Source organism: Thainema salinarum CENA647 (genome assembly GCF_057732415.1).
On sequence record NZ_JBYJZJ010000022.1, the window covers coordinates 2866671 to 2890769 of the forward strand.

General features: G+C 51.2%; 17 protein-coding genes. 10 read left to right on the forward strand and 7 right to left on the reverse strand.

All coding sequences use genetic code 11. The annotated features are described in order from the left end of the window. Positions 1 to 95: 95 nt before the first annotated feature. The 3 genes from AC286M_RS19420 (at position 96) to AC286M_RS19430 (ending at position 3954) form a co-directional block, all read left to right on the forward strand. The gene (locus AC286M_RS19420; RefSeq protein WP_488205957.1) at positions 96 to 638 is read left to right on the forward strand and encodes a hypothetical protein; all 543 of its coding nucleotides are present in this window, start codon (positions 96 to 98) and stop codon (positions 636 to 638) included. Between the two features lie 606 nt (positions 639 to 1244). Next, complete coding sequence (locus AC286M_RS19425; RefSeq protein WP_488205958.1) at positions 1245 to 1832, forward strand: LemA family protein; 588 nt, start codon at positions 1245 to 1247, stop codon at positions 1830 to 1832. Between the two features lie 118 nt (positions 1833 to 1950). Next, positions 1951 to 3954: a M48 family metallopeptidase gene (locus AC286M_RS19430; RefSeq protein ID WP_488205959.1), complete on the forward strand. Its 2004-nt coding sequence runs from the start codon at positions 1951 to 1953 to the stop codon at positions 3952 to 3954. Here the strand turns inward: AC286M_RS19430 and AC286M_RS19435 are convergent. From AC286M_RS19435 to AC286M_RS19445, 3 genes are all read right to left on the reverse strand, one after another. Next, a complete protein-coding gene (locus AC286M_RS19435; RefSeq protein ID WP_488205960.1) occupies positions 3869 to 5938 on the reverse strand; it encodes an adenylate/guanylate cyclase domain-containing protein in 2070 nt (689 codons plus the stop codon). The genes AC286M_RS19430 and AC286M_RS19435 overlap by 86 nt on opposite strands. 275 nt (positions 5939 to 6213) lie before the next feature. Next, positions 6214 to 6675, reverse strand: a complete 462-nt coding sequence (locus AC286M_RS19440; protein WP_488205961.1) for a DUF4079 domain-containing protein — start codon at positions 6673 to 6675, stop codon at positions 6214 to 6216. A 241-nt stretch (positions 6676 to 6916) separates the two neighbouring features. Beyond that, positions 6917 to 7501 (reverse strand): PEP-CTERM sorting domain-containing protein, encoded by a 585-nt coding sequence (locus AC286M_RS19445; RefSeq protein ID WP_488205962.1) that lies wholly within the window; start codon positions 7499 to 7501, stop codon positions 6917 to 6919. A 1159-nt stretch (positions 7502 to 8660) separates the two neighbouring features. Between AC286M_RS19445 and AC286M_RS19450 the strand changes: the two genes are divergently transcribed. Further along, positions 8661 to 9500, forward strand: a complete 840-nt coding sequence (locus tag AC286M_RS19450) for an SDR family NAD(P)-dependent oxidoreductase (protein WP_488205963.1) — start codon at positions 8661 to 8663, stop codon at positions 9498 to 9500. A 580-nt stretch (positions 9501 to 10080) separates the two neighbouring features. Here the strand turns inward: AC286M_RS19450 and AC286M_RS19455 are convergent. Genes AC286M_RS19455 through AC286M_RS19470 form a run of 4 tightly spaced genes read right to left on the reverse strand, consistent with a single transcriptional unit; the run spans position 10081 to position 16903 of the window. Continuing rightward, entirely contained in the window at positions 10081 to 11253 is a 1173-nt protein-coding gene (locus tag AC286M_RS19455; protein WP_488205964.1) for a hybrid sensor histidine kinase/response regulator, read from the reverse strand. Further along, positions 11216 to 12655 carry a GAF domain-containing protein gene (locus AC286M_RS19460; protein WP_488205965.1) on the reverse strand — a complete coding sequence of 480 codons (1440 nt, stop codon included), beginning with the start codon at positions 12653 to 12655 and terminating at the stop codon, positions 11216 to 11218. The genes AC286M_RS19455 and AC286M_RS19460 overlap by 38 nt, the downstream gene beginning before the upstream one ends. Beyond that, positions 12652 to 16602, reverse strand: coding sequence for an ATP-binding protein (locus tag AC286M_RS19465; protein WP_488205966.1), 3951 nt, complete (start codon positions 16600 to 16602; stop codon positions 12652 to 12654). Before AC286M_RS19465 ends, AC286M_RS19460 begins: the two co-directional genes overlap by 4 nt. A gap of 4 nt (positions 16603 to 16606) precedes the next feature. After that, complete coding sequence (locus AC286M_RS19470) at positions 16607 to 16903, reverse strand: helix-turn-helix domain-containing protein (RefSeq protein ID WP_488205967.1); 297 nt, start codon at positions 16901 to 16903, stop codon at positions 16607 to 16609. Positions 16904 to 17309: 406 nt separating this feature from the next. Between AC286M_RS19470 and AC286M_RS19475 the strand changes: the two genes are divergently transcribed. From AC286M_RS19475 to AC286M_RS19500, 6 genes are all read left to right on the forward strand, one after another. Further along, positions 17310 to 19325 carry a M48 family metallopeptidase gene (locus AC286M_RS19475; protein ID WP_488205968.1) on the forward strand — a complete coding sequence of 672 codons (2016 nt, stop codon included), beginning with the start codon at positions 17310 to 17312 and terminating at the stop codon, positions 19323 to 19325. A 113-nt stretch (positions 19326 to 19438) separates the two neighbouring features. Next, a complete protein-coding gene (locus tag AC286M_RS19480) occupies positions 19439 to 19777 on the forward strand; it encodes a histidine triad nucleotide-binding protein (RefSeq protein ID WP_488205969.1) in 339 nt (112 codons plus the stop codon). 198 nt (positions 19778 to 19975) lie between these two features. Then, on the forward strand, positions 19976 to 21058 hold the full coding sequence (psbA, locus tag AC286M_RS19485; protein WP_488205970.1) for a photosystem II reaction center subunit D1: 1083 nt from the start codon (positions 19976 to 19978) through the stop codon (positions 21056 to 21058). Positions 21059 to 21083: 25 nt separating this feature from the next. After that, entirely contained in the window at positions 21084 to 21272 is a 189-nt protein-coding gene (locus AC286M_RS19490) for a hypothetical protein (RefSeq protein ID WP_488205971.1), read from the forward strand. A gap of 129 nt (positions 21273 to 21401) precedes the next feature. Then, positions 21402 to 22634 carry a formate-dependent phosphoribosylglycinamide formyltransferase gene (gene purT, locus AC286M_RS19495; protein ID WP_488205972.1) on the forward strand — a complete coding sequence of 411 codons (1233 nt, stop codon included), beginning with the start codon at positions 21402 to 21404 and terminating at the stop codon, positions 22632 to 22634. 9 nt (positions 22635 to 22643) lie between these two features. Continuing rightward, a complete protein-coding gene (locus tag AC286M_RS19500; protein ID WP_488205973.1) occupies positions 22644 to 23972 on the forward strand; it encodes an ABC transporter substrate-binding protein in 1329 nt (442 codons plus the stop codon). Positions 23973 to 24099 lie beyond the last annotated feature (127 nt).

Below are 24099 nucleotides of genomic sequence, written 5' to 3' on the forward strand. Positions count from 1 at the left end.
ACTGCGTCTCAACGAACTAAACCCTCTGGGTTTTGGTACCCGATGTGAGTATAGTTGTTGAGGTGAATATTTCTGACAGCAACGTAAGAATGACCATGACAGCATCGGTATTCACACCTGCAGAACGATTTGAATCTCTCAAAGCCGGACTTCTCGGTGGTGCGATCGCACTGTTTATCTTCATCTCACTCCTAATTCTGCATGAGGAATTTGCTGATTCAATCTCTACCACCGTCGCAAAGCTGATAACTACGCTTCAGGCACCAACTTCGGCTGAGCCCATCATCATCATGTTGTGGCCCCGACTGACGAGAACGGTCTGGATTAGTGGTGCGATCGCAGGTTTTAGCGGTTTTTTATTTGGCGCAACCTATCGCTACATCCTGCGACAGGATACCAACACGCATCTGAAATCTGGTGCGGTACTGGCATTTGGTTTGACTCGCGGTTTGGCTCAAGCCGATCTGAGCTATCAGTGCAGCGATGCATGGCTCAGCGCCACCGTTAGCGCCGGACTCTTTGCCCTGGAGGGAATCCTATTGTTTGCAGCAATTCGCGTTGGTCTAGACTGGGCATTTCGCTCAAAGTGGATTAGACCGTTTCCTTCGGAAGTGAGGAGTGATATGAAGTCCGGTTGAAAACCCATGATTTATTTTTCGTGAAGCGCTTGCGGAGCAAGCGCTTCACGAAAAATAAATTGAGTTCTGATACACGGATCTGATACGAGGAGTGAGGCGAATTTTCTATCTATAGCCTTGGTTGTTTTGGTGTCATTTGTAGGTTTAACGTTTGAACATTTAAACGTTGGAACGTTTCTAAAGTTTTCAATGTCCTGACCAATTTGACTACTGCTATACCTCAAGCACTCAGTCCCCAGCACCTAGTACCCAATACCTAAAGCTCACCTCCCATCTGTCGCCTACCTTACACTAGACCTTATCGGAAATTGTTTTGTAGCGTGGCTCCGCCGCGCTACAAAACAATTTCCGACCCCAAAAACTTTATTTCCAATAAAGTCTACTTACATAACAAGGATCTGGATTCACCTTTGACATTGTTGTAGATAGAACTATCGCTGTGGAGCTGTGCTGGTTCTCATAATGCTCTTCTAAAGGAATATGAACATCATGTTCTGATTTCAACCAAACGGGCATCCTAGAGGCATCAAGATTTTGCCTTCAAGCAAAGCAGCATTCGAACCCTGTTCAAATAGCAATGAATCAAGTGAATCAAGAGGAATATTCATGGGCTTGTTCATTTTTCTAATTGTCGTAATTGGCGTCGTAGCTGCGATCGCAATTGGCGGCTACAACAGCCTTGTCACCCTGCGTAATCGCTACCAAAATGCCTACGCTCAAATCGATGTGCAGCTCCGTCGCCGCTACGATCTGATTCCCAATCTGGTCGAAACCGTCAAAGGCTACATGAAGCATGAGCGGGAAACCTTGGAAGCCGTGATTCAAGCTCGCAATATGGCTGTATCGGCCAGCGGTCAAGCGGCACAAGCACCGGGTGATCCCCAAGCAATGCGCCAGTTGGGTCAAGCGGAAGCGGCGCTGACGGGTGTGCTGGGTCGCTTCTTTGCTCTGTCGGAAGCTTATCCTGACCTGAAGGCCAATCAAAACATGGGCCAGCTGATGGAAGAGCTGCGCTCCACTGAGAATAAGATTTCCTTTGCTCGCCAAGCCTTTAACGACGCGGTCACGCTGTACAACACGAAGCGAGAAGTCTTCCCTAGTAACATCATTGCGGGCATGTTTAACTTTGGTACAGCTGAACTCCTCGAAGAAAGCAGCCCCGAAGTTCGTGAAGCGCCCCGCGTTTCGTTCTAGTCACAGTCTGGTTGAAAATCTGTAATTCTTGCCAAACGCTTGCACGGCAAGCGTTTGACAAACTTAACGATTCTCGCGTGCGGATTTAACATAAATCGCTGTCAATCGGCCATTCACCATGAATTTTTTTGAGCATCAAGACCAGGCCCGCCGTAATACGGTGCAGTTGCTGCTGCTATTTGCCCTGGCGCTCAGCAGCATGATTGCAATTGTCTACCTGGCCGTTGTTTTTACCGTGATGACGTCTCATACAACGGGCGGCTTGCTGCCGCTGTGGGATCCAGGCTTGTTTTTCACAGTGGCGAGTGCTGTATTGGCTACGGTTGGGTTTGGGAGCCTCTGGAAGATTCAGGCGCTCAAAGCGGGCGGGGTAGCCATTGCTCTGGATTTGGGTGGCCAACTGGTTACGGTCGAAACACAAGATCCAAACGAGCAGCGGTTGCTCAATGTGGTCGAAGAAATGGCGATCGCATCTGGCATTTCAGTGCCGCAGGTCTATGTGCTACAGAATGAGGCGGGAATCAATGCCTTTGCCGCTGGTTTCAGTCCCAATCAAGCCGTCGTGGCCGTTACCCGTGGCTGTCTGGATAACCTGACGCGGGACGAGTTGCAGGGCGTGATCGCCCACGAGTTTAGCCACATTCTGAACGGTGACATGCGGCTGAATATTCGGCTAATTGGCGTGTTGAACGGGATTTTGGTGCTCTATATCATTGGTCGCGTGCTGCTGCGGAGTTCTGGTAGTTCGCGACGCGGCAAGAATCAAGGCGGCTTTGCCATCTTGGGCCTGACGCTAGTGGCGGTTGGCCTGATCGGCGTTTTCTTTGGCCGACTGATTAAAGCTGCCGTTTCAAGGCAGCGAGAGTTTTTGGCCGATGCCTCAGCCGTTCAGTTTACCCGTGATCCAAGTGGCTTGAGTAGCGCTCTATCAAAGATCAATCAGCTATCCACCGGATCGCGAGTGATGTCCCCGGCAGCAGAAGAAGCCAGCCACATGTTTTTCAGCAATGCGCTGGCTAACGGATTATTTTCATTGGATTGGTTTGCCACCCATCCACCACTGGCGACCCGAATTAAGCGGCTTGGTGTTGTGGGTCAGTTCCGAGCAATAGCAACGACTCAGTCATCTGGAATTGAAACCGTTGTTAATCAAGCAAGTATTGCCCAATCTGAAGCCGCAGTCATGGGTTTAGGTGGGACAGTAACTCCACCTGTAGCTGCGGTAGCGACTGCTGCTAACGGGATAACCGCAGCTGGATCGGCCTCCGGTTCGGCGACGGTACAAGTGTCTGCTAATCAGGTCGTCAATCAAGTAGGAACAGTCGATCCTGAGCATTTGGCCTATGTTCAGCAGACGATGGCCAAGATGCCGGAGGAACTCCGCCAAGCGTTGCGACATCCCCATGGTGCGATCGCAGTTGTCTATGGTCTGCTGCTCGATCCGGACAGCGAAGACGTCCGTCAAAAGCAGTTAGCGCTGCTGGAGCAAAACGAACCCGAAGATATCGTCAATGCTGTTCGTCAGTTCCAGTCGTTGATCTTGAACTTGAATCCCCGGCTGCGTTTACCGTTACTGGATTTGACGATTCCGGCTATTCGCACTATTTCGACTAAACAGTGCGGTCGCGTGTTCAACACGATTAAGGCTTTGGTACGAGCTGACGGTCGGCTCTCGCTGTCGGAGTATGTGCTGCAAATCGTGCTACAGCGACGGCTAATGCCCTACTTTAAGCCGGAGCAAAACAATCGCGGTCAGGTGGAGTACACCCAGGTTGAACAAATCTGGTCAGACTGCGTCACGGTTTTAACCGGACTGGCACGAGTCGGTCACAGCAAAACGGAAGATGCCGCTTATGCCCTACGTTCCGGCCTGTTTTGCTTACCCAATGCCGCTACGCAAGAATTACCCCAAACGCCGCCCAACTGCAGTATTTATGACATTGGCAACAGCTTAAATCAGCTTGAAAAGGCTGCGCCCAAACTGAAGCAGGCCATCGTTGATGCTTGCGCGCATACGGTCATGGTCGATAACACCGTCACGATTCAAGAAGCGGAACTGCTGCGGGCGATTGTGATTGCGCTGGATTGTCCGCTGCCGCCGTTTTTGGAGAAGGCTGCTTAGCCGTTTTGCCCCGCAGCCAGTAGGTGTGCATTTTGCCTTTGCCTTTAATCGCGATTTCGCCTCGGGGTTCAAAGACATACTGGTCTTTCAGCAATTCGTAAGTTGCGGCTGTTACCTGAATGCCTCCGGCTGTACCGTGGGATTCCATGCGGCTGGCCGTATTCACCGCATCGCCCCACAGGTCATAGATAAACTTCTTCAGGCCAATTACGCCTGCCACCACTGGGCCAGTGCTGATGCCAATTCGAATGGCAAAGGGCTGACCGTCTGGTCGATTCAGTTCTTGTACAGCCTGCTGCATGGCGATCGCCATTTCAGCAATTGACTCGGCGTGATCCTGGCGCTGTTTGGGTAAGCCACCCACCACCATGTAGGCATCGCCAATGGTTTTAATTTTCTCTAGACCATAGTGCTCAGCTAGATTATCAAACGTTGAGAAGATCTGATTGAGCAGATTGACTAATTCCGTCGGCGGAATCTGCGCCGCCAATCCGGTGAAATCCACGATGTCAGCGAACAAAATCGTCACGGACTCAAACCGATCGGCAATGCAGTGGGTATCCTGCCGCAGCCGTTCGGCAATCTCTTCCGGCAGGATATTCAGCAAGAGTTTCTCGGCGCTTTCCTGGGCTTCCCGCGTTTGGGCATAGAGTTCGGCCTGACTAATTGCGATCGCAAGTTGGTCGGCTACGGCTTGAATTAACTCCACTTCATCCTCCTGCCATATGCGCTCTGAACAGTGGTGACTGCACTGCAACAGGCCCATTGCGCCTGACCGTGTTTGGATCGGGATCGCGAGGAGGGCGTTCCACTGACCGATAGGAGTGACGGACTGAAGTAGAGACGTATTTGCTGGATGGGTGCGATCGCAGCGGAGTACGGAAGCTGTTGCGAGCCGAGCTTGTAGTTCCTGTACGTCAATGGCCGGATCAATGGCATACTGCCCCAAAATGCTGGCGCGTGAGTCCGCTTTCGATTCGGTGACGACGTTCCAAAAGGCACCCTTTAGCTCAAAATCGCAGGGTTCTCGGCCCGTATTGGGACAAAACCACATAAACTGACAGCGATCGACTTGGAGTAGTTGGCGAATTGCAGTCACGGCAGTGGCTAAAACCAGATCCAGATCCAGGGAATTGCGAATTTCAGTTGCGAGTTGATTAAGCAAATTCTCGCGCTGGAGCGACAGGCGTACCTGCTGCTCCGATTCTCGCAGTGACTGCTCAGCCTGCTGCCGTTCGGCAATTTCCTGTGTCACCCGCTGAAACATCTGCTCAAAGGCGGTCATCACCTCGCCCAGTTCATCGCGACGCTGAAACTGGAGAGACTGAAACTGAGCGGCTTTTCCGTCTTGTTGAATTGCATCGCCCACCATCAGCAAATCATTTCTCAGGGCCAAAATTGCCCGCACAATCATGCGCTCCAGTCCTAAAAAAGTGGCAAGCGTCACAAAGCTCGCAATAATCACAATCAGCCCCAGTAGGCCCAGTAAGTAAAGATACAGTTGTCGCTGAACGGCTGATGTGTCGTGATGAATGACTAACGTATATTCTTGATCCGCCGATTCAAGTACCCATGACACGTCATAGCGATCGCCATTCTGCGATCGCACTCGCATCATTTGCGGCTCTTGCATATCCGCCAGCGTCAGAATCGGCGGCTTGCCAAACGTCCCCACAAGCCGTCTCATATCATCCGTCGTGACGTAGAGCGCCCCACCGAGAATAGACGGCTCATCTTCCAGCGTTGCGATCGTATCCAAGATAGTTTCTTCAGAAGCGCCTTGCAGGCTCAGTAACGGAATCGCTTTTGCCGCCGCTGCCGAAATTTCCTCACACTGCTTCAGTAACGCTTGCTCTTTTCGGTAGTAGGTCGGAATCAGCAAAATCGCCTCAATTGTCATGAGGCTCAGAAAAACCCAAAGCGTAATTTTACGTGAGAGCTTCGACTGAAACGATTTGAAGAAGAGCGGCGCAGCGGGTGCCATAGGTCTGATGTTCAGCTAAGAATCATGAACTCGCAGTGGCTTGCAGTCAGGGTCGTGATGAGCAGCCATGCGTTAGTGGCTAGACAAGTTCTAGCACAGCACCCTTACTAGCTCATTATTCATGCTCTGACTCGGTTGAACCTGAGAGTAGGCTGAGAATTTAATGAATCTATGTGCAATAGCCTGCATTTTGCACAAAAAAACAGAGAGGTGGTGTCGCGTCGCGATGCAACACCACCTCTCTGTTTTTTCGTCTACGTGAATGAGCTGAGTAATTAAAAGTTGCTGAGAATTTTCTGTACAATTTGCATGCCGGTTACAGCTTGCCAGCCAAACAGCCCAACCAGCGCCAGATTCAAGCCGATGTGTGTATAGCGAGCCACATCGTTGCCTTTCTGCATAAATGGCACTAACGCAGCCGCCGATGCAATCAGTCCCGTCATCGCCAAGCCAACCAGCAGGTGAGGCCCAACGAACAGCTTGCCGTTGTTGATGTAGGTGACCGCCATGCCGCCGATGGAACCCAAGATCATAAAGGCCAGCAACGCCGAGCCGATTTGATGATGACGGATGTTGAACTTACCCTTAATCAGCTCTTTTTTCTTATCGCCTTCGGCTTTGCGCGTGCGGCGAATCTGGAAGCCCAAGTAGAGAGCGTAGACGGTTAAAGCAAACAAAGCCCACATGATGACAGGATGAAAAAAATTAAGCCAGGGCTTGATGGTCTCTAAATTCATAGTGCGCCTTGGAACGGTAATAATTAGTTACAAAACACACCTTAACGCGAAAATAACTGGCAGGGAACTAAATCTGCGATCGCACTTTAAAACCCTCTTTGGTCACTGACCAAAGAGGGTTTCTAGGAGATGCACCATGCGCTACAAACGTTTAGCCTGCCAGCGGCGAACAGGATTGGCAGCACCCTAAGCCGATCCTTGCGCTAATGTCGCCAGAAGGCTGGCAAGACTAGATCACAGGTTAAGCTGACTGGGTGCTGCGACGTAGGCTAACACCGCTCAGAGCAACCAGTGTCAGTAGGCCAACAATCGTTGCAGGCTCGGGCACTTTGGTTGGATCGCTGACGATAACGCTACCCGTGGTCGAAAAGGGATCTCCGGCAGAAAACTCAAGCACATCACCGGACGCGATCGTCTCAATGGTTAAAAATTCAAAGTCAATAATGTTTTCGCCTGCGTCACCACCAACAAAAACGCCCTGATCAGTGCCGTCAAAAAAATTAGGTAGGTTAGGGGTTCCATCGACAAAGAAACCGCCATCAATAAACTGGATTTCTGCTGCTGAATCTTTGGAAGAGATATCAAATGCCGAAGCGAAATCATTGCCGCTCCAGTTCCAAGACCAGCTTTTAATCTCATCGCCAGAGATAATGCCGTCAGCCGCATCAGCATCATTGGCAACGAAGGAACCAACGACAGAGCCACCGCCCTCAGCATCCCACCAGCCAGTGTACTCAACATCCCAGCTAAAGAAGGCTGCATGAGCCGGAGCTGCGATCGCGCCCATGCCCAAACCTGCGACTACCCCAAGGACTAAGTGCTTCATAGTATCACCTATTTCATGACCATTACGGAATTTACGTAAGCAGCCTATAATGAAATAGCTCAAAAAACAGGTATAGAGCAATACGTTGAATCTTTGTTTTTCGTGAATTTCTAATCAGTAATTATCCGTAATTATTTATCTTGTGTCTCATTTATAGCGCGATTAATAAGGGTTTATGTAATCATTAATTCGAGCTTTAATTGAGGTTATCTAGAAATCTTAATCTGTTCATAATCAACCCAGTTCATCAGCCATTCCATAGAACTAGATATAGAGCTACATCTAAAAACGAGGGTCGATATGTGCGAGTTCCAAAGCTTTCTGCTGCTTTATTAAATTTGCCATCATCTGATGAAGCCAGCGATATTTACAAATGTATTTACAAATGTATTTACAAATGTATTTACAAATGAATGAGTAGTGACACTCATGCTTCGATCCAGATGTCCATAGCCTTTCCTGGGCTACTGAGGTACAAGTTATTGTTTGGAAGCCGTGCTGCGCGCGGCTTCCAAACAATAACTCCCCCTTTATTAGCGCAAGAAGCGCTATACGGACACGAATGACTGGATTGTAAGCTTGATAACAATTCGCTATTCTCAGCCATTCTCAGTTTCCTGAGTGACTGATTTGATTCTTTCAGAAAGTGCCGTCCGATTTCTTAGCTGGTTGAACGACTCGAAGCGCTAAAACCTTAGTACATCGCTGGTGCTTGTTCGGCCAAAGTTGAGAAGTTGTGAATCTGAGTGTGGCATTAAGGAATGTAACAGTTTGACGAATTCACTAAGTTATGTTGCCGCGTTTTGATCCCGTTGCTAACGTCAAAAGTGTGTTCTCGGATCCGGAACCACCCAAATGCGTTCAGGAGGCTTAACGCTTATGTCGGCCATCATCTCAAGTTCTGTAAAGCAAATCTAAGGTTTCAGATGACGAAACTGCTGAATACGCCAATCGCCTTAATTGCTGGCTCCCTGAATGGCTAGAGACATCATTTACGTTTCGAGCTCGAACGTTTACGCACGAAATATCAGAAATCGTCCCAAATTTGTCTGACACGTTGATCATTATCACTAGCGTGCCACTGCCTTAACTTGTGCTTTCTGGATCGTCAAAAGGCTGGCACGGTTGAGAGCAGTGTGCAGGCAAGGAGGATCTTGCAATGATAGATTTTCATGGCAAAACTGCCCTAATTACTGGAGCATCACGCGGCATCGGTCGTGCCATTGCCTACACTTTAGCGGCTCAAGGCATTCAAACGCTGTTATTGGTCGCCCGCGATCAGCAGCGCCTAGAGGATGTAGCCAATTCGATTCGCCCGCTTGGGGTTGAGGTGATTGTGCTGCCGCTTGATCTGACTGACCCGGTGACGGTTAATGTACAAATGGCGAGGGCTTGGCGCGATTTTGGCCCGATTGACTTGCTCGTCAATTGTGCTGGGGTGGCTCATCAAGCGCCATTTTTGCAGACTCGTTTGCCCCAGGTGCAGGCCGAAATTGCCCTTAATTTGGTTGGTCTTTACACCGTGACCCGTGCGATCGCACGTCGGATGGCAGTGCGCCGTCAAGGCTGTATCGTCAATGTTTCTAGCCTGATGGGTAAAGTTGCGGCTCCTACGATGGCAACCTATTCGGCCACCAAGTTTGGCATTTTGGGCTTTACCCAAGCTCTGCGCAGCGAACTGGCAGCCTACAACGTGAAGGTGATTGCCTTGCTCCCCTCGCTGACTGACACCGATATGGTGAAAGATTTTCAGTGGTTTCGCTGGATGCGTCCGGCTTCACCCGATCAGGTGGCGCAGGCTCTGGTTCGCGGTTTAAAGCGAGGAAGCGCTGAAATCTTGGTTGATGTCCAAAGTCACCTAGCGGTTTGGTGCTCTTATCTGGCTCCGGCTTTGATGCAGCGGATTCTCCAATTGGCTGCTCCCAAGATCACCGCACCGCATATCTCCCAACGGCCCAAGGCTGAATCCATGCATGTTCTGCCGATTGGCCTGCGGTGATGCACTTGATAAAAGCCAGGTTGATTTTGTGACCGTTGGCCGTGCCGGGTATGCGTTTGGCGTAGGCGTGTGAGGCCCTCATTCCCCCAGCCCCTTCTCCCACAGGAGCTACTGTTTATACATAAGTCTCCTAGACTTCGTTTCGACATTGAGATCCCCCCTTAGCCCCCCCTTAAAAAGGTAGGGCTGATTCTCTAAAAAAAGAAAATGCTCGTAAGTCCTATTTCCTCGTTCAACCCGTTTTGGCAAAGAACCATAAATTGGGAGTTACAGAATTATTATTCTGCTAGAGAATCAGCCCTACCTTAAAAAGGGGGGAATTGGCTCAAAGTTCCCCTTTTTTAAGGGGGATTTAGGGGGATCAGTCCGGGGTTTATAAAGACTATTCAGAAGTGTATAAGCAGTAGCCCACAGGAGAAGGGGAGCCGGATCGGAGAGATTGCTGATTTTAAGTATGAATTGTGATGTGGGGGCACCGCCCCCACATCACAATTCATACCCAGATTAAGCAGCGCCGGATCGGAAATCCCTCTCCCGCAGGAGAGGAATTTTGGCTGAGGACGTGACTACTGTGGCGCAACTACTGTGAGGTTGGCAGAGCGAGCTCTGCGATCGCAGCTATTAGCTGTTCTGGTTCTATTGGTTTAGTGATATGGCGTTGGAAGCCACGCTGTAAGGTGCGTTGATGATCTTCCTCACGGGCGTAGGCTGTGACTGCGATCGCAGGTACGTCGCGACCTTGTTCGAAGGGCAAGGCCCGAATTTGCTGGATGAGGTCGCAGCCGTCCATTTCAGGCAGACCAATGTCGCAGACCAGCACATCTGGCTGAAAGGTTTCTAAATGAGCTAGAACTTCATGACCCGATGCCACAACTTCCACCTCTGCTCCGTACTGGTTCAGCATGATTGTGAGCAAGTCGCGGGCATCTTCCAAATCATCAACGGCCAGCACTTTTATTCCCATTAGATCTAAGTCCACTGGAGCCTGGGATTCAGATGACGAGTGGGCGGCACCAGCTTTTAGTAAGGGCAGTTGAACAGTAAACGTCGCGCCCTGTCCTTCACCTAAACTATTGGCCATAATTCTGCCGCCGTGGGCATCGACCAAGTTTTTCACGATGGACAGTCCCAAGCCTAATCCCCCATATTGACGGGTCGTAGACGAATCGGCCTGCCGGAAGGATTGAAAGATATAGGGCAGAAAGTCAGGGTTAATGCCTCGGCCTGTATCGGTGACGGTGATTTGGGCGTAGGAGGGTGAATGGGTGGACGGGTGGATGGGTGGATGGGTTGGAGGATTGGAGGGTTGATGAAGCGATGGCAACTCGCCGATGTTCTCACCCTCTTCTCCGCTGACCTGTTCCAGCTCCACCTCGACTCGGCCACCATTCGGCGTAAACTTGACGGCATTTGAGAGCAGATTCCAGACAATTTGCTGTAGTCGGGCTCCATCACCTTGGACTTGGCAAATGTCGATCGGTTCAAACTGGAGCGAGATCGATTTGGCTTCGGCGGCTGTCCTTACCACTTCCATTGCGGAGCGTATAACCGACGCGAGATTGACGGGCGCAATATTGAGCTTGAGCTTGCCGCGCAGGATTTTGGCGACATCTAGCAGATCGTCAATCAGCTGAGTTTGGAGCCGGACGTTGCGCTCAATTGTGTTGAGACCCTGCTTGATTTTAGCTTCATCCAGTTTTTTAATTTGGAGCAGTTTAGACCAGGCCAGGATGGGATTCAGGGGCGATCGCAACTCGTGGGAGACGGACCGCTAAAAATTCGTCTTTGATGCGGTTAACCTGTTCGGCTTCTTCCCGTGCTGCCTGTTCACGCTCTAGAAGTCGCTGCCGTTCGGCTATGGCTTGTCGATGTTCAATCAGATCAGCCGCTTGACGAGCCAGCAAATCCAGAAATCGCAGTTCTCGCTCGCTGGGTCGGTGATGCTTACGCCAATGGGTTGACACCATGCCTATAGGTTGGCCTGAACGAGTAATGAGCGGGGTAGACTGAGCTGAAAGATAGCCAGCATCGACATGAACTTGCATAGAACCGTCAGGATCTTTGCTTTCGGGATCGTCAAAATCGATCAAGGCACGCTGTCCACTGCTTAAAGCTGCACCACAGGAGGTATTGGAGCTGGCACTAACGATTTGAAAATGCCGAATGACATCGGGGTCAAAGCCCTGAGTCGCCAATAGCACCAAATCCTGCGTGGCAGGATCTAGAATTTGTACCGTTCCGGCATCGGCTTTGGTCAATGCGATCGCAGCCGCCATAATTTCGTTGTAGAGAACCTGAATATTCTCTTCAGACGTGAGGCGGGCACCTAGTTCCTGCAAGAGTCGGGTATCGTGCAGGTCGGCGGTGATCGTCGCTTCGGCCTGTTTGCGATAGCTAATATCTTCAAAAAGAAGAGCAACCTTATGCTCATGGGGCTCCCCTATCCGGAGTGCATAAACGTCATACCAGCGCTGTAACTGTGCCGCTTGATTTTCAAAGCGAATGGGTTCGCCAGTCACCGCAACTTGACCATAAATTTCAAACCAGTAGGATTCATGATCTGGAGCCAGTTCGCGCATGCGCTTGCCTGAGGCATTGACTAGCCCTGTGTGTCGTTCAAAGGCAGGATTAACCTCCAGAAAGCGATAATCAACGGGATGCCCATTGTCATCGAAGATCATTTGGATAATGCAAAAGCCTTCGTCTATTAACGTGAACAAGCGACGATAACGCTCTTCCGAAACTTCTAAAGCCGTTTCAGCCGCTTTGCGATCGCGCTGCTCTTGTGCTTCCCGCAAGGCTCGCTCCACGCAGGGCACCAACCGTCCAAGTCGCTGCTTCAGGATATAGTCCGTCGCGCCCATTTTCAGCGATTCAATCGCCAATTCCTCCCCGATACTGGCCGAGACGAAAATGAAGGGGATATCTGGGCACTGATGCTGAGCAATTTCTAAAGCCGTCATGCCGTCAAACCCAGGCAGAGCATAGTCGGCCAAAATGAGATCCAATGCCTCAGATGCGATCGCAGCTTCAAATTTGGCGCGGGTATCCACGATTTGTAAATCGCAGTCAATGCCGCCTTCACTCAGCGTCAGTTGCACCACTTCCGCATCTAACGGAGTATCTTCTAGCAGGAGAAATCGCGGCGTTGTCACTCAATCACCTCCTGCTTCGGTAGCGAAAAATAAAATGTTGAACCCTGATCAACCGCGCCTTCGGCCCAGACGCGCCCGCTGTGTCGATGAATAATCCGTCGCACATTTGCCAGTCCAACCCCAGTGCCAGCGAACTGCTCTTGCGAATGCAAACGTTGAAACAGGCTAAACAGGCGATCTTGATATTTCATATCGAACCCTGCTCCGTTGTCCTGCACGAAGAAAATGATTTCATGGTCGTAGGCATTACTACCGATGGTAATCGTGGCAATAGCGCGATCGCGCGTGTACTTAACAGCATTTGACAATAGGTTTTGCACGACTAACCGTAATAAATCGGGATCGCCCTCCACCTCTGGCAATGGTTCAATCTGCCAATCAATCGATCGGTCTATGGTTTCCGGCTCCAGGTGCGATCGCACCTGCTCCACTAGCTCATTCATCGCAACGCGGGCCATGTTCAGTGGCGTTTTGCCCATGCGTGAAAACTGCAGCAGGTCGTTGATCATCTTGTGAGCTTGACCTGCTGCTGTCTCAATAATCTTGAGATAGCGCAGGCTGCTGGCATCGGCTTGATCGGCAGTGAGCTGCGTCCGTAACCGCTCGACAAAGCTGTTGATGTAGCGCAGCGGCGTTTGCAAATCGTGCGACACCGAATAGGAAAAGGCATCCAGCTCTTGATTAATCGCCTCAAGCTGAGCCGTGCGAGCCTGCACCCGCTGCTCCAAGGTATCGTTCAGTGCCTGCACTTCCCGCGTAATCTGTTGCTGATACACCACTTGTCGCCGCATTTGGGCCAGTTTAAGATGGGCATCGACTCGCGCCAGAAGCTGCCGCGCCGAGAAGGGTTTGACTAAATAGTCATCTGCGCCTGCCTCGAGCCCTTCGATTTGCGCTTCTTCTCCGGCTCGCGCTGAGAGCAAAATCGTCGGAATTTCTTGCGTATCGGGATTCTCCCGCAGCGATCGCAACAGCTCAAACCCATTTAACCCCGGCATCATGATGTCTGTCAGGACAAGATCGTACACGGGGCCACCATCACCATCGCGATCTAAGGCATCCTGAATTGTAGCCAAAGCCGCTGAGCCATCATCAGCAGTATCAACCTGGTAGTAGGGGACGAGCAGCCGCCGGAGGTAGACCCGCATGTCGGCGTTGTCTTCGACGAGCAGAATTCTCGATTTTGGATTTTGGCTTACTCTTCGAGAAGTCTCGCTTCGCTCGTCTATGGATTTTGGATGATTAGGCTGTGGTTCTGAGTTAGATGGTTCTTGGGCAGATTCAGACACATCTTGAAATCCAAAATCGCCAATCGGCAATCCAAAATCCCTCTGCCAGCTTTGGGCCTCTTGGACAAAGGCATTGGCTTGTGGGGTTGAGGTCTTGTGAGAAGATCGGGCGGAAAGGTGCATTTGGCTTTGCCATCTGGCAGAGAATCGCGCATCGGCAGGCAAATGCTCCATGCTTGTCGGCACCCTCACTGTAAACGTCGTGCCCTGTCCGATTTCGCTCGTCACGTTCACCGTGCCGCCTTGCAGCTTCACTAATTCCTGCACCAGCGCTAACCCAATGCCCGATCCTTCATAACTGCGGCCCTGGCTGCTTTTGCTCTGATAAAACCGCTCGAAAATATGGGGCAGCTCGTCGGGGGGAATGCCGATGCCCGTGTTGCGGATGGTGAGGATGAAGTGGGGATGGGTAGGTGGGTGAATGGGTGGATGGGTGGATGGGTGAATGGGTGGATGGGTGGATGAGTGCTCCGATACCTGTGCACTCTCCCACTCTCCCACGCGCAAGCTCACCCGAATCTCGCCCTCAAACGTGAACTTAAACGCATTCGAGAGGAGATTGAGGACGATTTTTTCCCACATTTCCCGGTCGATGTAGACCGATTCTGGCAGGGATGGACAGTCCACAGTGAACTGTAGTCCGGCGCTTTCGATCGTTGAACGGAACATACTGGCCAGATCTGCTGTATAGGTCGCTAGGTCAGTCGGTTCGTAGTTAACTTGAACCCGCTCGGCTTCGACGCGGGAAAAGTCGAGCAGGGTATTGACCAGTTTCAGTAAGCGCAGGGCGTTGCGGTGGGCGAGGTGGAGGGGTTGGAGGGGAGAGGGGTAAGGGGTTGGAGGGTTGGAGGGTGAATGGGTAGAAGGGTTGGTGGAATGGGGGGATGGTGACGCTCCCGCTCTTCTACTCTCCCATGCTTCTAAATCTGCGATCGCATCTTCCAACGGCCCCAGCAACAGCGTCAGCGGTGTGCGAAATTCATGGGAAACATTGTTGAAAAACAGGGTTTTGGCCCGGTTGAGTTCGGCGAGAGATTCGGCACGTTGCTGTTCTTCTTGGTGAGCGGCTTGTTCTTGAATCAGGCAAATTTGGTTGGCTTCAGCTTGTTTGCGATCGCTGAGGTCAATGGTGACGACGAGAAATCGTTCGGCTCGCCCCTGCTCATCGTCTAGGCGGGTTAGGATGCTGTTGGCCCAAACAGTAGTGCCATCGGGACGGACATAGCGTTTATCAATGGAGACAGAACCACCCGTTTCCCGCAGGTGGGCTAGAGCGGCCAAGCTTTTAGACCGATCATCTGGGTGGGTCACATCCGCCACGCTGGCAATGAGCAGACCGTCGCGTGAGCGACCCAACAACTGGCACAGCGACTGATTAACTCGCTGAAAGTATCCATCGAGAGAGATTTCGGATAAGCCGACGGCGGCCTGAGCAAAGATGGCGGATAAACGCTGCTCACTTTCCCGTAGGGCGGCTTCGGCACGTTTGTGATCCGTTACATCGCTGGCGGCTCCTAACCACTCCACAATTTCACCCTGCTCATTCAGCAGGGGAATGGCGCGGGAAAACGTCCAGCCAATGGTGCCATCCTGTCGAATCACCTGGTGTTCCAGTTCAAACAGGCTTCTGGTTCGGATCGCGTCCTGAGCAGCCACCCAGAGTCTGGGCTGTTCTGCTAGGGGAATATAGGTTTCAATCCACGATTGATTAGGATATTCGGTGCTGGCGAGAAAATCCTTGCCTTCCAACTGGTACAGCTCCTGCCAATTCGCACTCATTCGGTAGACAATGTCCGAACTGGCGGTAACGAATGAGCGGAATTGCTGCTCACTTTTACGCAGAGCTGCTTCGACCTGCTTGCGATCGCTAATGTCATAGGAGATCACCAGCACCGCATAAACCTCACCATTTGCTGAACGCAACGGTGTACCGCACGAGATGTAGAAGCGATCGTGAGCCTGATGCTCATGCTCAAATGCTTCCCCTGCCAGCGCTTGACGGTACATAGGCTCATAATCGGCGGCGAGTTCCGGTGACAGTACCTCAAAGATCGTTCGCCCCACCAGATCTTCCGGTTCAAATCCAGCGGTATATAATGCCTCACCTTCAGCTAACCGATAGCGTAGATCGTGGTCAACCACAAAGACCGCCCCTCCCGGCAAATTCTCAATCATGGCCTGTAGCAGAGCTGCTGATTGGGTTAGTGGGTTAATGGTTGATGGAGTTGATAGAGTAGCAGAGCCGATCGCAGTCTCAATCGCCTGTCGCAGGGTATCCGTCGTAATTTGATCCTGAACCAGATAATCGACAGCTCCAGCTTTTAGCGATCGCACTGCGATTTCCGCTTTGTCATCCCCCACGACAACAATCGGCGGGCACTGTTCCTCCATCTGGTTAACAAGTTGCTCCAGCAGCTCAAGGCCGCGAGAGCCGGGATGATGAAAAACCAAAACAATGCCATCAACTGGCTGAGAGCGACACACGGCTGCAATTGATCCATCGTAGGTTTCCGTCAAAACCTGATATGGTGTGCCAGCATGATCCTCTAGCAGCCGCTGATAATGATGAGCGCTGCTAGGAGTCTGATCAATCACTAAGATGGTGTGATGCCGAAATGAGTCGCTTTGCAGATTACTGCTTGTTTGAGGAGGAGTCATGCCATCAGCTACTGATACCCCGATATTTTTCTAAAAAAGCCTTGCTGCCTTCTGACATGGCCTGATCGGAGGATTGACCCAACTGATCTAAAACCGCTTCCACTTGTCGCAACGCCAGTGGAGAGGGTTGCATATGCCCGTTTTCCCAGCGGTTCAAGGTGCTAAAGCTCACTCCTAAAACCTTAGCAAACTGCTCTTGAGTCTGTCCGGTGATCTGCCGCAAATCACGGATCAGTTGGCCAACTTCGGGCTGGTGTCGAGGAAAAGATGATGTAGAAGAAGATACCCGCTCTGACAGCATAAGTGCGATCGCTCATAACTCTCGTCCAAACTTATAGCGTCTGTTATGTTGACTTAATCTATCGGAGGAAATAAGGCCCTTTAAAAGGCACTTAACCCAACTGTCGATCTGGCTATTGCTCTCTGCATGAGGTCTGTCATACCAACCTGCCGCGATGCTGCAGCTTTACATTATGAGTTTTCTATGATCCGTCATTAAACTTAACGAAATAGCTTAATTGAAGTTCAACTTGCAATACATTTAGCAACACAACATCGAGCTATAAATTGCCAGAATATTTGAGGAACTTTGCCAGGAACTTTGCATAAGATAGGCAAGTCTACTAACCCATTTCTCTTCTCATCACTTCTCATAATTTCTCTCAGCGTATTTTTGCCTCGTCCATAGCCGATTTTGGATATTTAAGATGCCCAACATGTCGATGCACTGGCTGCGATGGTTCAATACGGTTGGCAGCCTATTACCAATTGGATTGTGTGTGTTATTGCCGACGGCAGGTCAAGCCAAGGTTGTCGAAGCCGTTGATCCTCAGACAAATCCAGAATTCACCTACTCAGATTCTGTAGAGTTGAACTCTTATCTAGAGCTGACAAATACAGAGCTGACAAATACCAATCTCCATGCAGAGGTTATCGATGCAGAATCTATTCATGCAGGATCCATCTATGCAGAACTGACTAGTATCGAACTTGCAGAGATAGAGGCTGGTGCAGAATCTACAGAATCTACTGCTGTAGAAACCATTGTAGATATAGATGCAACAGATGCAACGGAATCAGTTGATGTAGATGATGTAGAAGGTGATGCAGCTATCGATTCAGACGCTGTAGAACCCTCTGTAGAACCGTCTGTAGATTCAATAGATCCCGATGCTACAGAATCCAGTAGTGAAGCTAGCACTGATTCAGATCCCAATCCAGCAGCGACAGACGAAGCAACCAGCAGTGAACCCGATGGTGACCCAGGATATGAGGAGGCTACCACTGCCGATTCTGAGGAAGAGAGCGAACCCACGGATTCTGTGCAAGCGGAGGCCGATGAGTTAACCCCAGAAGAACAGCAGCGGCGCGAGTTGCTGATGCAGGCGGATGCACTCTACTTGTCCGGCAATATTGAAGCGGCTGAAAAGCTTTATCGACAGGCTAAAGATCCCCTATGGAAAGGACGCGGTGAGGCAATTCAACAACCATTAGCTTTATATGATCCAAATGCGATCGCACCTGCCGCGCAGGTCTACTGGCGGGAAGGACTGATGGGTCTAGAAGCGGGTTTAGAAACACGATCGCTAATTCCGCTACGGCTTTTGGTTGAACAGTATCCGGAGTTTATTCCAGGGCATATTCAGCTCGCAGAGGCGCTCCAGCAGTATGAGCAGACGGAAGAAGCATCGACCGTACTGGATCAGGCCGTAGCGCTGTATCCCAATGAACCGAGTTTGATTCGCGCTCATGCCCAGGCTTTAGCGGAGCAGGAGCAGTGGATGGAAGCGTCAATCGCAGCTCGACAGTTTGCTCTGCTCAATCAATCGGTGCCAGAGGCCAAAAAGTTCCGCTGGATGGCCAATGAGTATTTAGATGAATTCAAATCGGCAGCGCGGACGAACCAGTGGGGAAGCGCGATCGCAAATGTGATCACAGGCACGATCAGCGCCGTGGTCACAGGCAATATCTTTGCGCCCATCTCTGGCGTCAGCTCAGCCGTTGCCCTCTTACAAGGAGAAGAACAGATTGGGGAGCAGGTAGCCAATCAAGCGCGGCGGCAACTGCCCTTGGTTCACGATCCAGAAATTGTCGCCTATGTGGATGACATTGGACAGCGACTCGCTCAGGTGGCAGGTCGGGATGAATTTGAATATGAATTTGAAGTTGTCCTTGATGATCGCCTGAATGCCTTTGCGTTACCTGGCGGCAAAATTTTCGTCAACGCAGGTGCGATCGCAGAAACAGAGTCAGAAGCGGAACTCGCGGGTCTACTGGCCCATGAGCTGGCTCATACCGTTCTATCGCACGGTTTCCAGATCGTAACGGAAGGCAACTTGACCGCCAGCTTGGCCCAATATTTACCCTTTGGTGGCACAATTGCGGACTTGCTGATCATGGGCTACAGCCGCGACATGGAGCGACAGGCCGACGTCCTGGGCACTCAAATTCTGGCCAGTGCGGGTTATGCCGCCGATGGTTTACACAATCTAATGGTGACTCTCTACGAGCAGGAGGAAGACAGCCCGGTCTTCAGTTGGCTGTCCACCCACCCCCTGACGGATGATCGCGTCGAATATACGGCTGAGGTTGTGGAAGAACGAAATTTCAACCGCTACCAGTATGAAGGCATCGCCCGGCACAGCGACATTCAGGTCGAAGTCAGAGCACTCCTGGCCAAGTTTGAACGCAAAATCGAAGCCATTGAGGAACGCCAGCGTTAATTCTGCTCATCCATCCACTGACTCATTTAGACAATAAAAATTTCGTATCTGATACCTCTTGTTTCGCAAGAAACATAGCGTTACAGTGCTGGCAACACAATCTGAGACTTGCTATGAGTACTATTTTTGACAAGATTATTCAGCGCGAGATACCGGCAGACATCGTCTATGAAGATGATCAGGTGCTTGCTTTCAAAGACATTAATCCCCAAGCGCCTGTTCACATCTTGGTCATTCCGAAAAAGCAAATTCCCCGCGTTTCGGAAGCCGAACCGGATGATCAAGCCTTACTTGGCCATTTACTGATGACGGTCAAACAAGTTGCCGCAGCAGCCGGATTAACCGATGGCTATCGGATAGTTATTAACAATGGTAAAGACGGTGGCCAAACGGTCGATCATCTGCACCTGCATATTTTAGGTGGACGTTTTATGCAGTGGCCCCCCGGTTAACCTCCAAACGACTGATTTTTCAGCCTTTCAGCGGGCAGAGTTTGGTAACCTCATCTCCATCGGCAAATGTATCGATTATGAGAAAAACCTTAAAATCGCTTTACAAAATTAGGATACATCTCTTAATATAGGCTCAAGAACGGCAATAAGCTGTTCTTTGAACCAAGACAATACATAACGTAGGACTCATTCATAACTATGACTACTACTCTCCAGCAGCGCACTAGCGCCAACCTGTGGGAGCGGTTCTGTCAGTGGGTGACCAGCACCGACAACCGCCTCTATGTAGGCTGGTTCGGCGTGTTGATGATCCCCACCCTCTTAACCGCGACCACCTGCTTCGTGATTGCATTTATTGCAGCACCCCCCGTCGACATCGACGGCATCCGTGAGCCCGTAGCTGGCTCCCTGATGTACGGCAACAACATCATCTCCGGTGCTGTTGTTCCTTCCTCTAATGCTATCGGTCTGCACTTCTACCCCATCTGGGAAGCCGCTTCCCTTGATGAGTGGTTGTACAACGGTGGCCCGTACCAGTTGGTTATTTTCCACTTCCTCATTGGCGTCTTCTGCTACATGGGTCGTGAGTGGGAACTCTCTTACCGTCTGGGCATGCGTCCTTGGATTGCAGTGGCATACTCTGCACCCGTTGCAGCCGCATCTGCAGTCTTCTTGATCTACCCCTTGGGCCAAGGCTCCTTCTCTGATGGTATGCCTCTGGGAATCTCGGGTACCTTCAACTTCATGTTCGTGTTCCAAGCAGAGCACAACATCTTGATGCACCCCTTCCACATGCTGGGTGTGGCAGGCGTCTTCGGCGGCAGCTTGTTCTCCGCCATGCACGGTTCTTTGGTAACCAGCTCTCTGGTGCGTGAGACCACTGAGACCGAGTCTCAGAACTACGGCTACAAGTTCGGTCAAGAAGAAGAGACCTACAACATCGTGGCAGCGCACGGCTACTTCGGTCGTCTCATCTTCCAATATGCCAGCTTCAACAACAGCCGTTCCTTGCACTTCTTCCTAGCGGCATGGCCTGTAGTGGGCATCTGGTTCACCGCGTTGGGCATCAGCACGATGGCGTTCAACCTGAACGGCTTCAACTTCAACCAGTCGATCATCGACTCACAGGGTCGCGTGATTGGCACCTGGGCGGATGTGATCAACCGGGCGAACCTGGGTATGGAAGTGATGCACGAGCGCAATGCTCACAACTTCCCGCTCGACCTGGCATCTGTTGAGGCTGAGCCTGTGGCTCTACAAGCACCTGCCATCAACGGCTAATTGCACCCAGTGCATTCGTGCTTGAATGAATAGCGAAAAGCGCTCCTCGCAATGCGAGGGGTGCTTTTTTATTGGCTATATTTTTTGTTGGCTACCAGTTGCGATCGCACCTGTCGGAAAGAAAGTGTATCTATCTGGAACGCTAACAGCAGATCATCCCGAAGGCATCACGCTCCAGCCAGTGTCACCGCTCAAACACGTTAAAAAAAGTTGATGAATGTCCGATAGAGGCGAACACTGAAAACAGTAAGCATTCCGTGATATCCAGGAGCGAATCGATCCAAGGTTGAAACTCCTGAGGCATGATAGGGACGGTAACTAAACGGTAAGGTCGGATACATCCATGACGGCGAAATTAACTGTGCATACAGCAGAGCAATGGGGCACACCGCTGGCTCCCCAAGCGCAGCGCCTGTTGTTATTAGGTTCGGGAGAACTGGGGCGTGAAGTAGCAATTGAAGCGATGCGGCTGGGCATTGAAGTGATTGCCGCTGATCGCTATGCCAATGCTCCGGCCATGCAGGTTGCCCATCGTAGTCACGTCGTCGATATGCTGGATGGGGCCAAAGTTCGCTGGTTAATTGAACACGAAAAACCGACGATGATTGTGCCCGAAATCGAAGCGATCGCAACTGACACGCTGATCGAACTGGAACAGGAAGGCTGGAACGTTATCCCCACCGCCAAAGCGACCCGATTGACCATGAATCGTGAGGGCATCCGTCAACTGGCTGCCGAAGAACTAAGGTTACGCACTTCACCCTATCGCTTTGCTGGAACCGAAGCAGAGTATCAGCAGGCTGTCCAAGAGCTGGGTTTACCCTGCGTGGTGAAGCCGATTATGAGTTCCTCTGGCAAAGGCCAGTCTACGCTGCGAACCGAGGCGGATATTCCCACAGGCTGGAGCAATGCCCAAACAAAAGGACGCGGCAAAAATCAGCGAGTGATCGTCGAAGGCTTTATTGAGTTTGATACCGAAATTACGCTGCTCACGGTGCGGGCTAAAGACGGTACATTTTTCTGCCCCCCAATTGGTCACTTACAAGTCGATGGCGACTATCGCGAATCGTGGCAGCCCTGCGCATTGAATCCTAAGACGCTGGAAACCTGTCAGGAAATGGCGTGTCAGGTAACGGATGCCCTGGGTGGCTGGGGCATTTTCGGTGTGGAGCTGTTTCTTGCGGGAGCACCAGATACTGAGCAGACCGTTTACTTTAGTGAAGTGAGTCCCCGACCTCATGACACAGGCATGGTGACCATGGTGAGCCAGAACATGTCAGAATTTGAGCTGCATGTACGTGCGATCGCAGGTTTGCCGATTGGCTCGATTGACCTGATCCAGCCCGGTGCATCAGCAGTGATTCTGGCGACAGAAACCAGCGAAGCGCCTTACTATACAGGATTGGAGGAGGCATTACGGGTGCCAACTAGTAAGTTGCGCATTTTTGGTAAACCCAACTGCAATCCTAATCGGCGTATGGGAGTTGCCCTAGCGCTGGGAGATACAGTAGATGAGGCACGGCAACGAGCCACTACGGCTGCCGCTGCGGTCAATGTGAACGTTCAGGAAGGATAAGCGTTAATTATGGGGAACGGGCAAATCATACGAGCAAAATGGCTGCGTTGGGCAGTCCTGGCGCTGATCGGCCTTGGCCTAAGCTGGCTGGTCAGCTGTAGTTCGCCATCGGCAGATTCCGATGCGGCAGATGGTCAGCAGGAAATCGAATTCTGGACAATGCAGCTCCAGCCCAAATTTACCGACTATTTCAATACGCTGATTTCGGAGTATGAGGCGGAACATCCCGGCACGACCGTGCGCTGGGTGGATGTGCCTTGGGCTGACATGCAGAGCAAGATTCTGGCAGCAGTCACCGCAGGTGATGTGCCCGATGTGGTCAACCTCAATCCAGATTTTGCCTCCCAGTTGGCTAGCCGCAATGCTTGGCTTTCTCTAGACGACAAAGTTCCGACAGAGGCAAAGGACGCCTATCTGCCCAAAATTTGGCAGGCCAGCACACTCAACGGCTCAACCTTTGCCATTCCTTGGTATCTGACCACAGGCGTCAGCATTTACAATACCGAGCTGTTGCAACAGGCTGGCATCAGCGAACCGCCGCAGACTTACGAGGAGCTTGCCACGGTTGCTCAAGCGGTGAAAGACGAAACAGGTAAATACGCCTTCTTTGTCACTTTCGTGCCGCAAGATTCAGCAGAGGTGCTGCAATCCTTTATTCAAATGGGCGTGCCGCTGCTCGATGAATCCGGTCAGGCGGCCTTCAATACGCCAGAGGGTAAAGCCGTCTTCCAGTACTGGACGGATTTATTTAAGAACGACCTCCTGCCGCGCGAAGTGCTCACTCAGGGCCATCGCCGCGCGATTGAGCTGTATCAGGCTGGAGAACTGGCGATTTTGTCCTCTGGGGCAGAATTTTTAAATACCATTGCCACTAACGCGCCCACGATCGCCGAAGTGTCCGCCAGTGCGCCCCAGGTTACGGGTGAAACGGGCAAGAAAAACGTGGCGGTGATGAATCTCGTCGTTCCCAGCGGCTCAGATGCACCCGATGCGGCGGTAGACTTTGCGCTGTTTGTCACCAATGACGAAAATCAGCTCGAATTTGCCAAAGCTGCCAACGTCCTGCCCTCAACGACCAAAGCGCTCTCTGATCCCTACTTTACCGAACCGGATGAGTCGTCACCTGTCACTAAAGCTCGCTCCGTCAGCGCTCAGCAGATGACCGAAGCCGAGGTGTTGATTCCAGCCACCGAAGGGATCAAAGACCTCCAGCAGATTATCTACGAGAACCTGCAAGCCGCGATGCTCGATCAAAAAACCGTTGATCAAGCGATCGCAGATGCCGAAACAGCCTGGAATACACGACTTGGAATGTTCTTAGGAGAGGATAATAGTTAAGAAGGTAGATGTTGGAAAAACCAGCATCAATAGGAGAGGAGAACTGCCGATGCTGCCTCTAGTTGGGATTCCTCAGACCATCCAAAAGAGCTTTCAAAGCTATGACTAGAAGAGCTGCTGCACTATC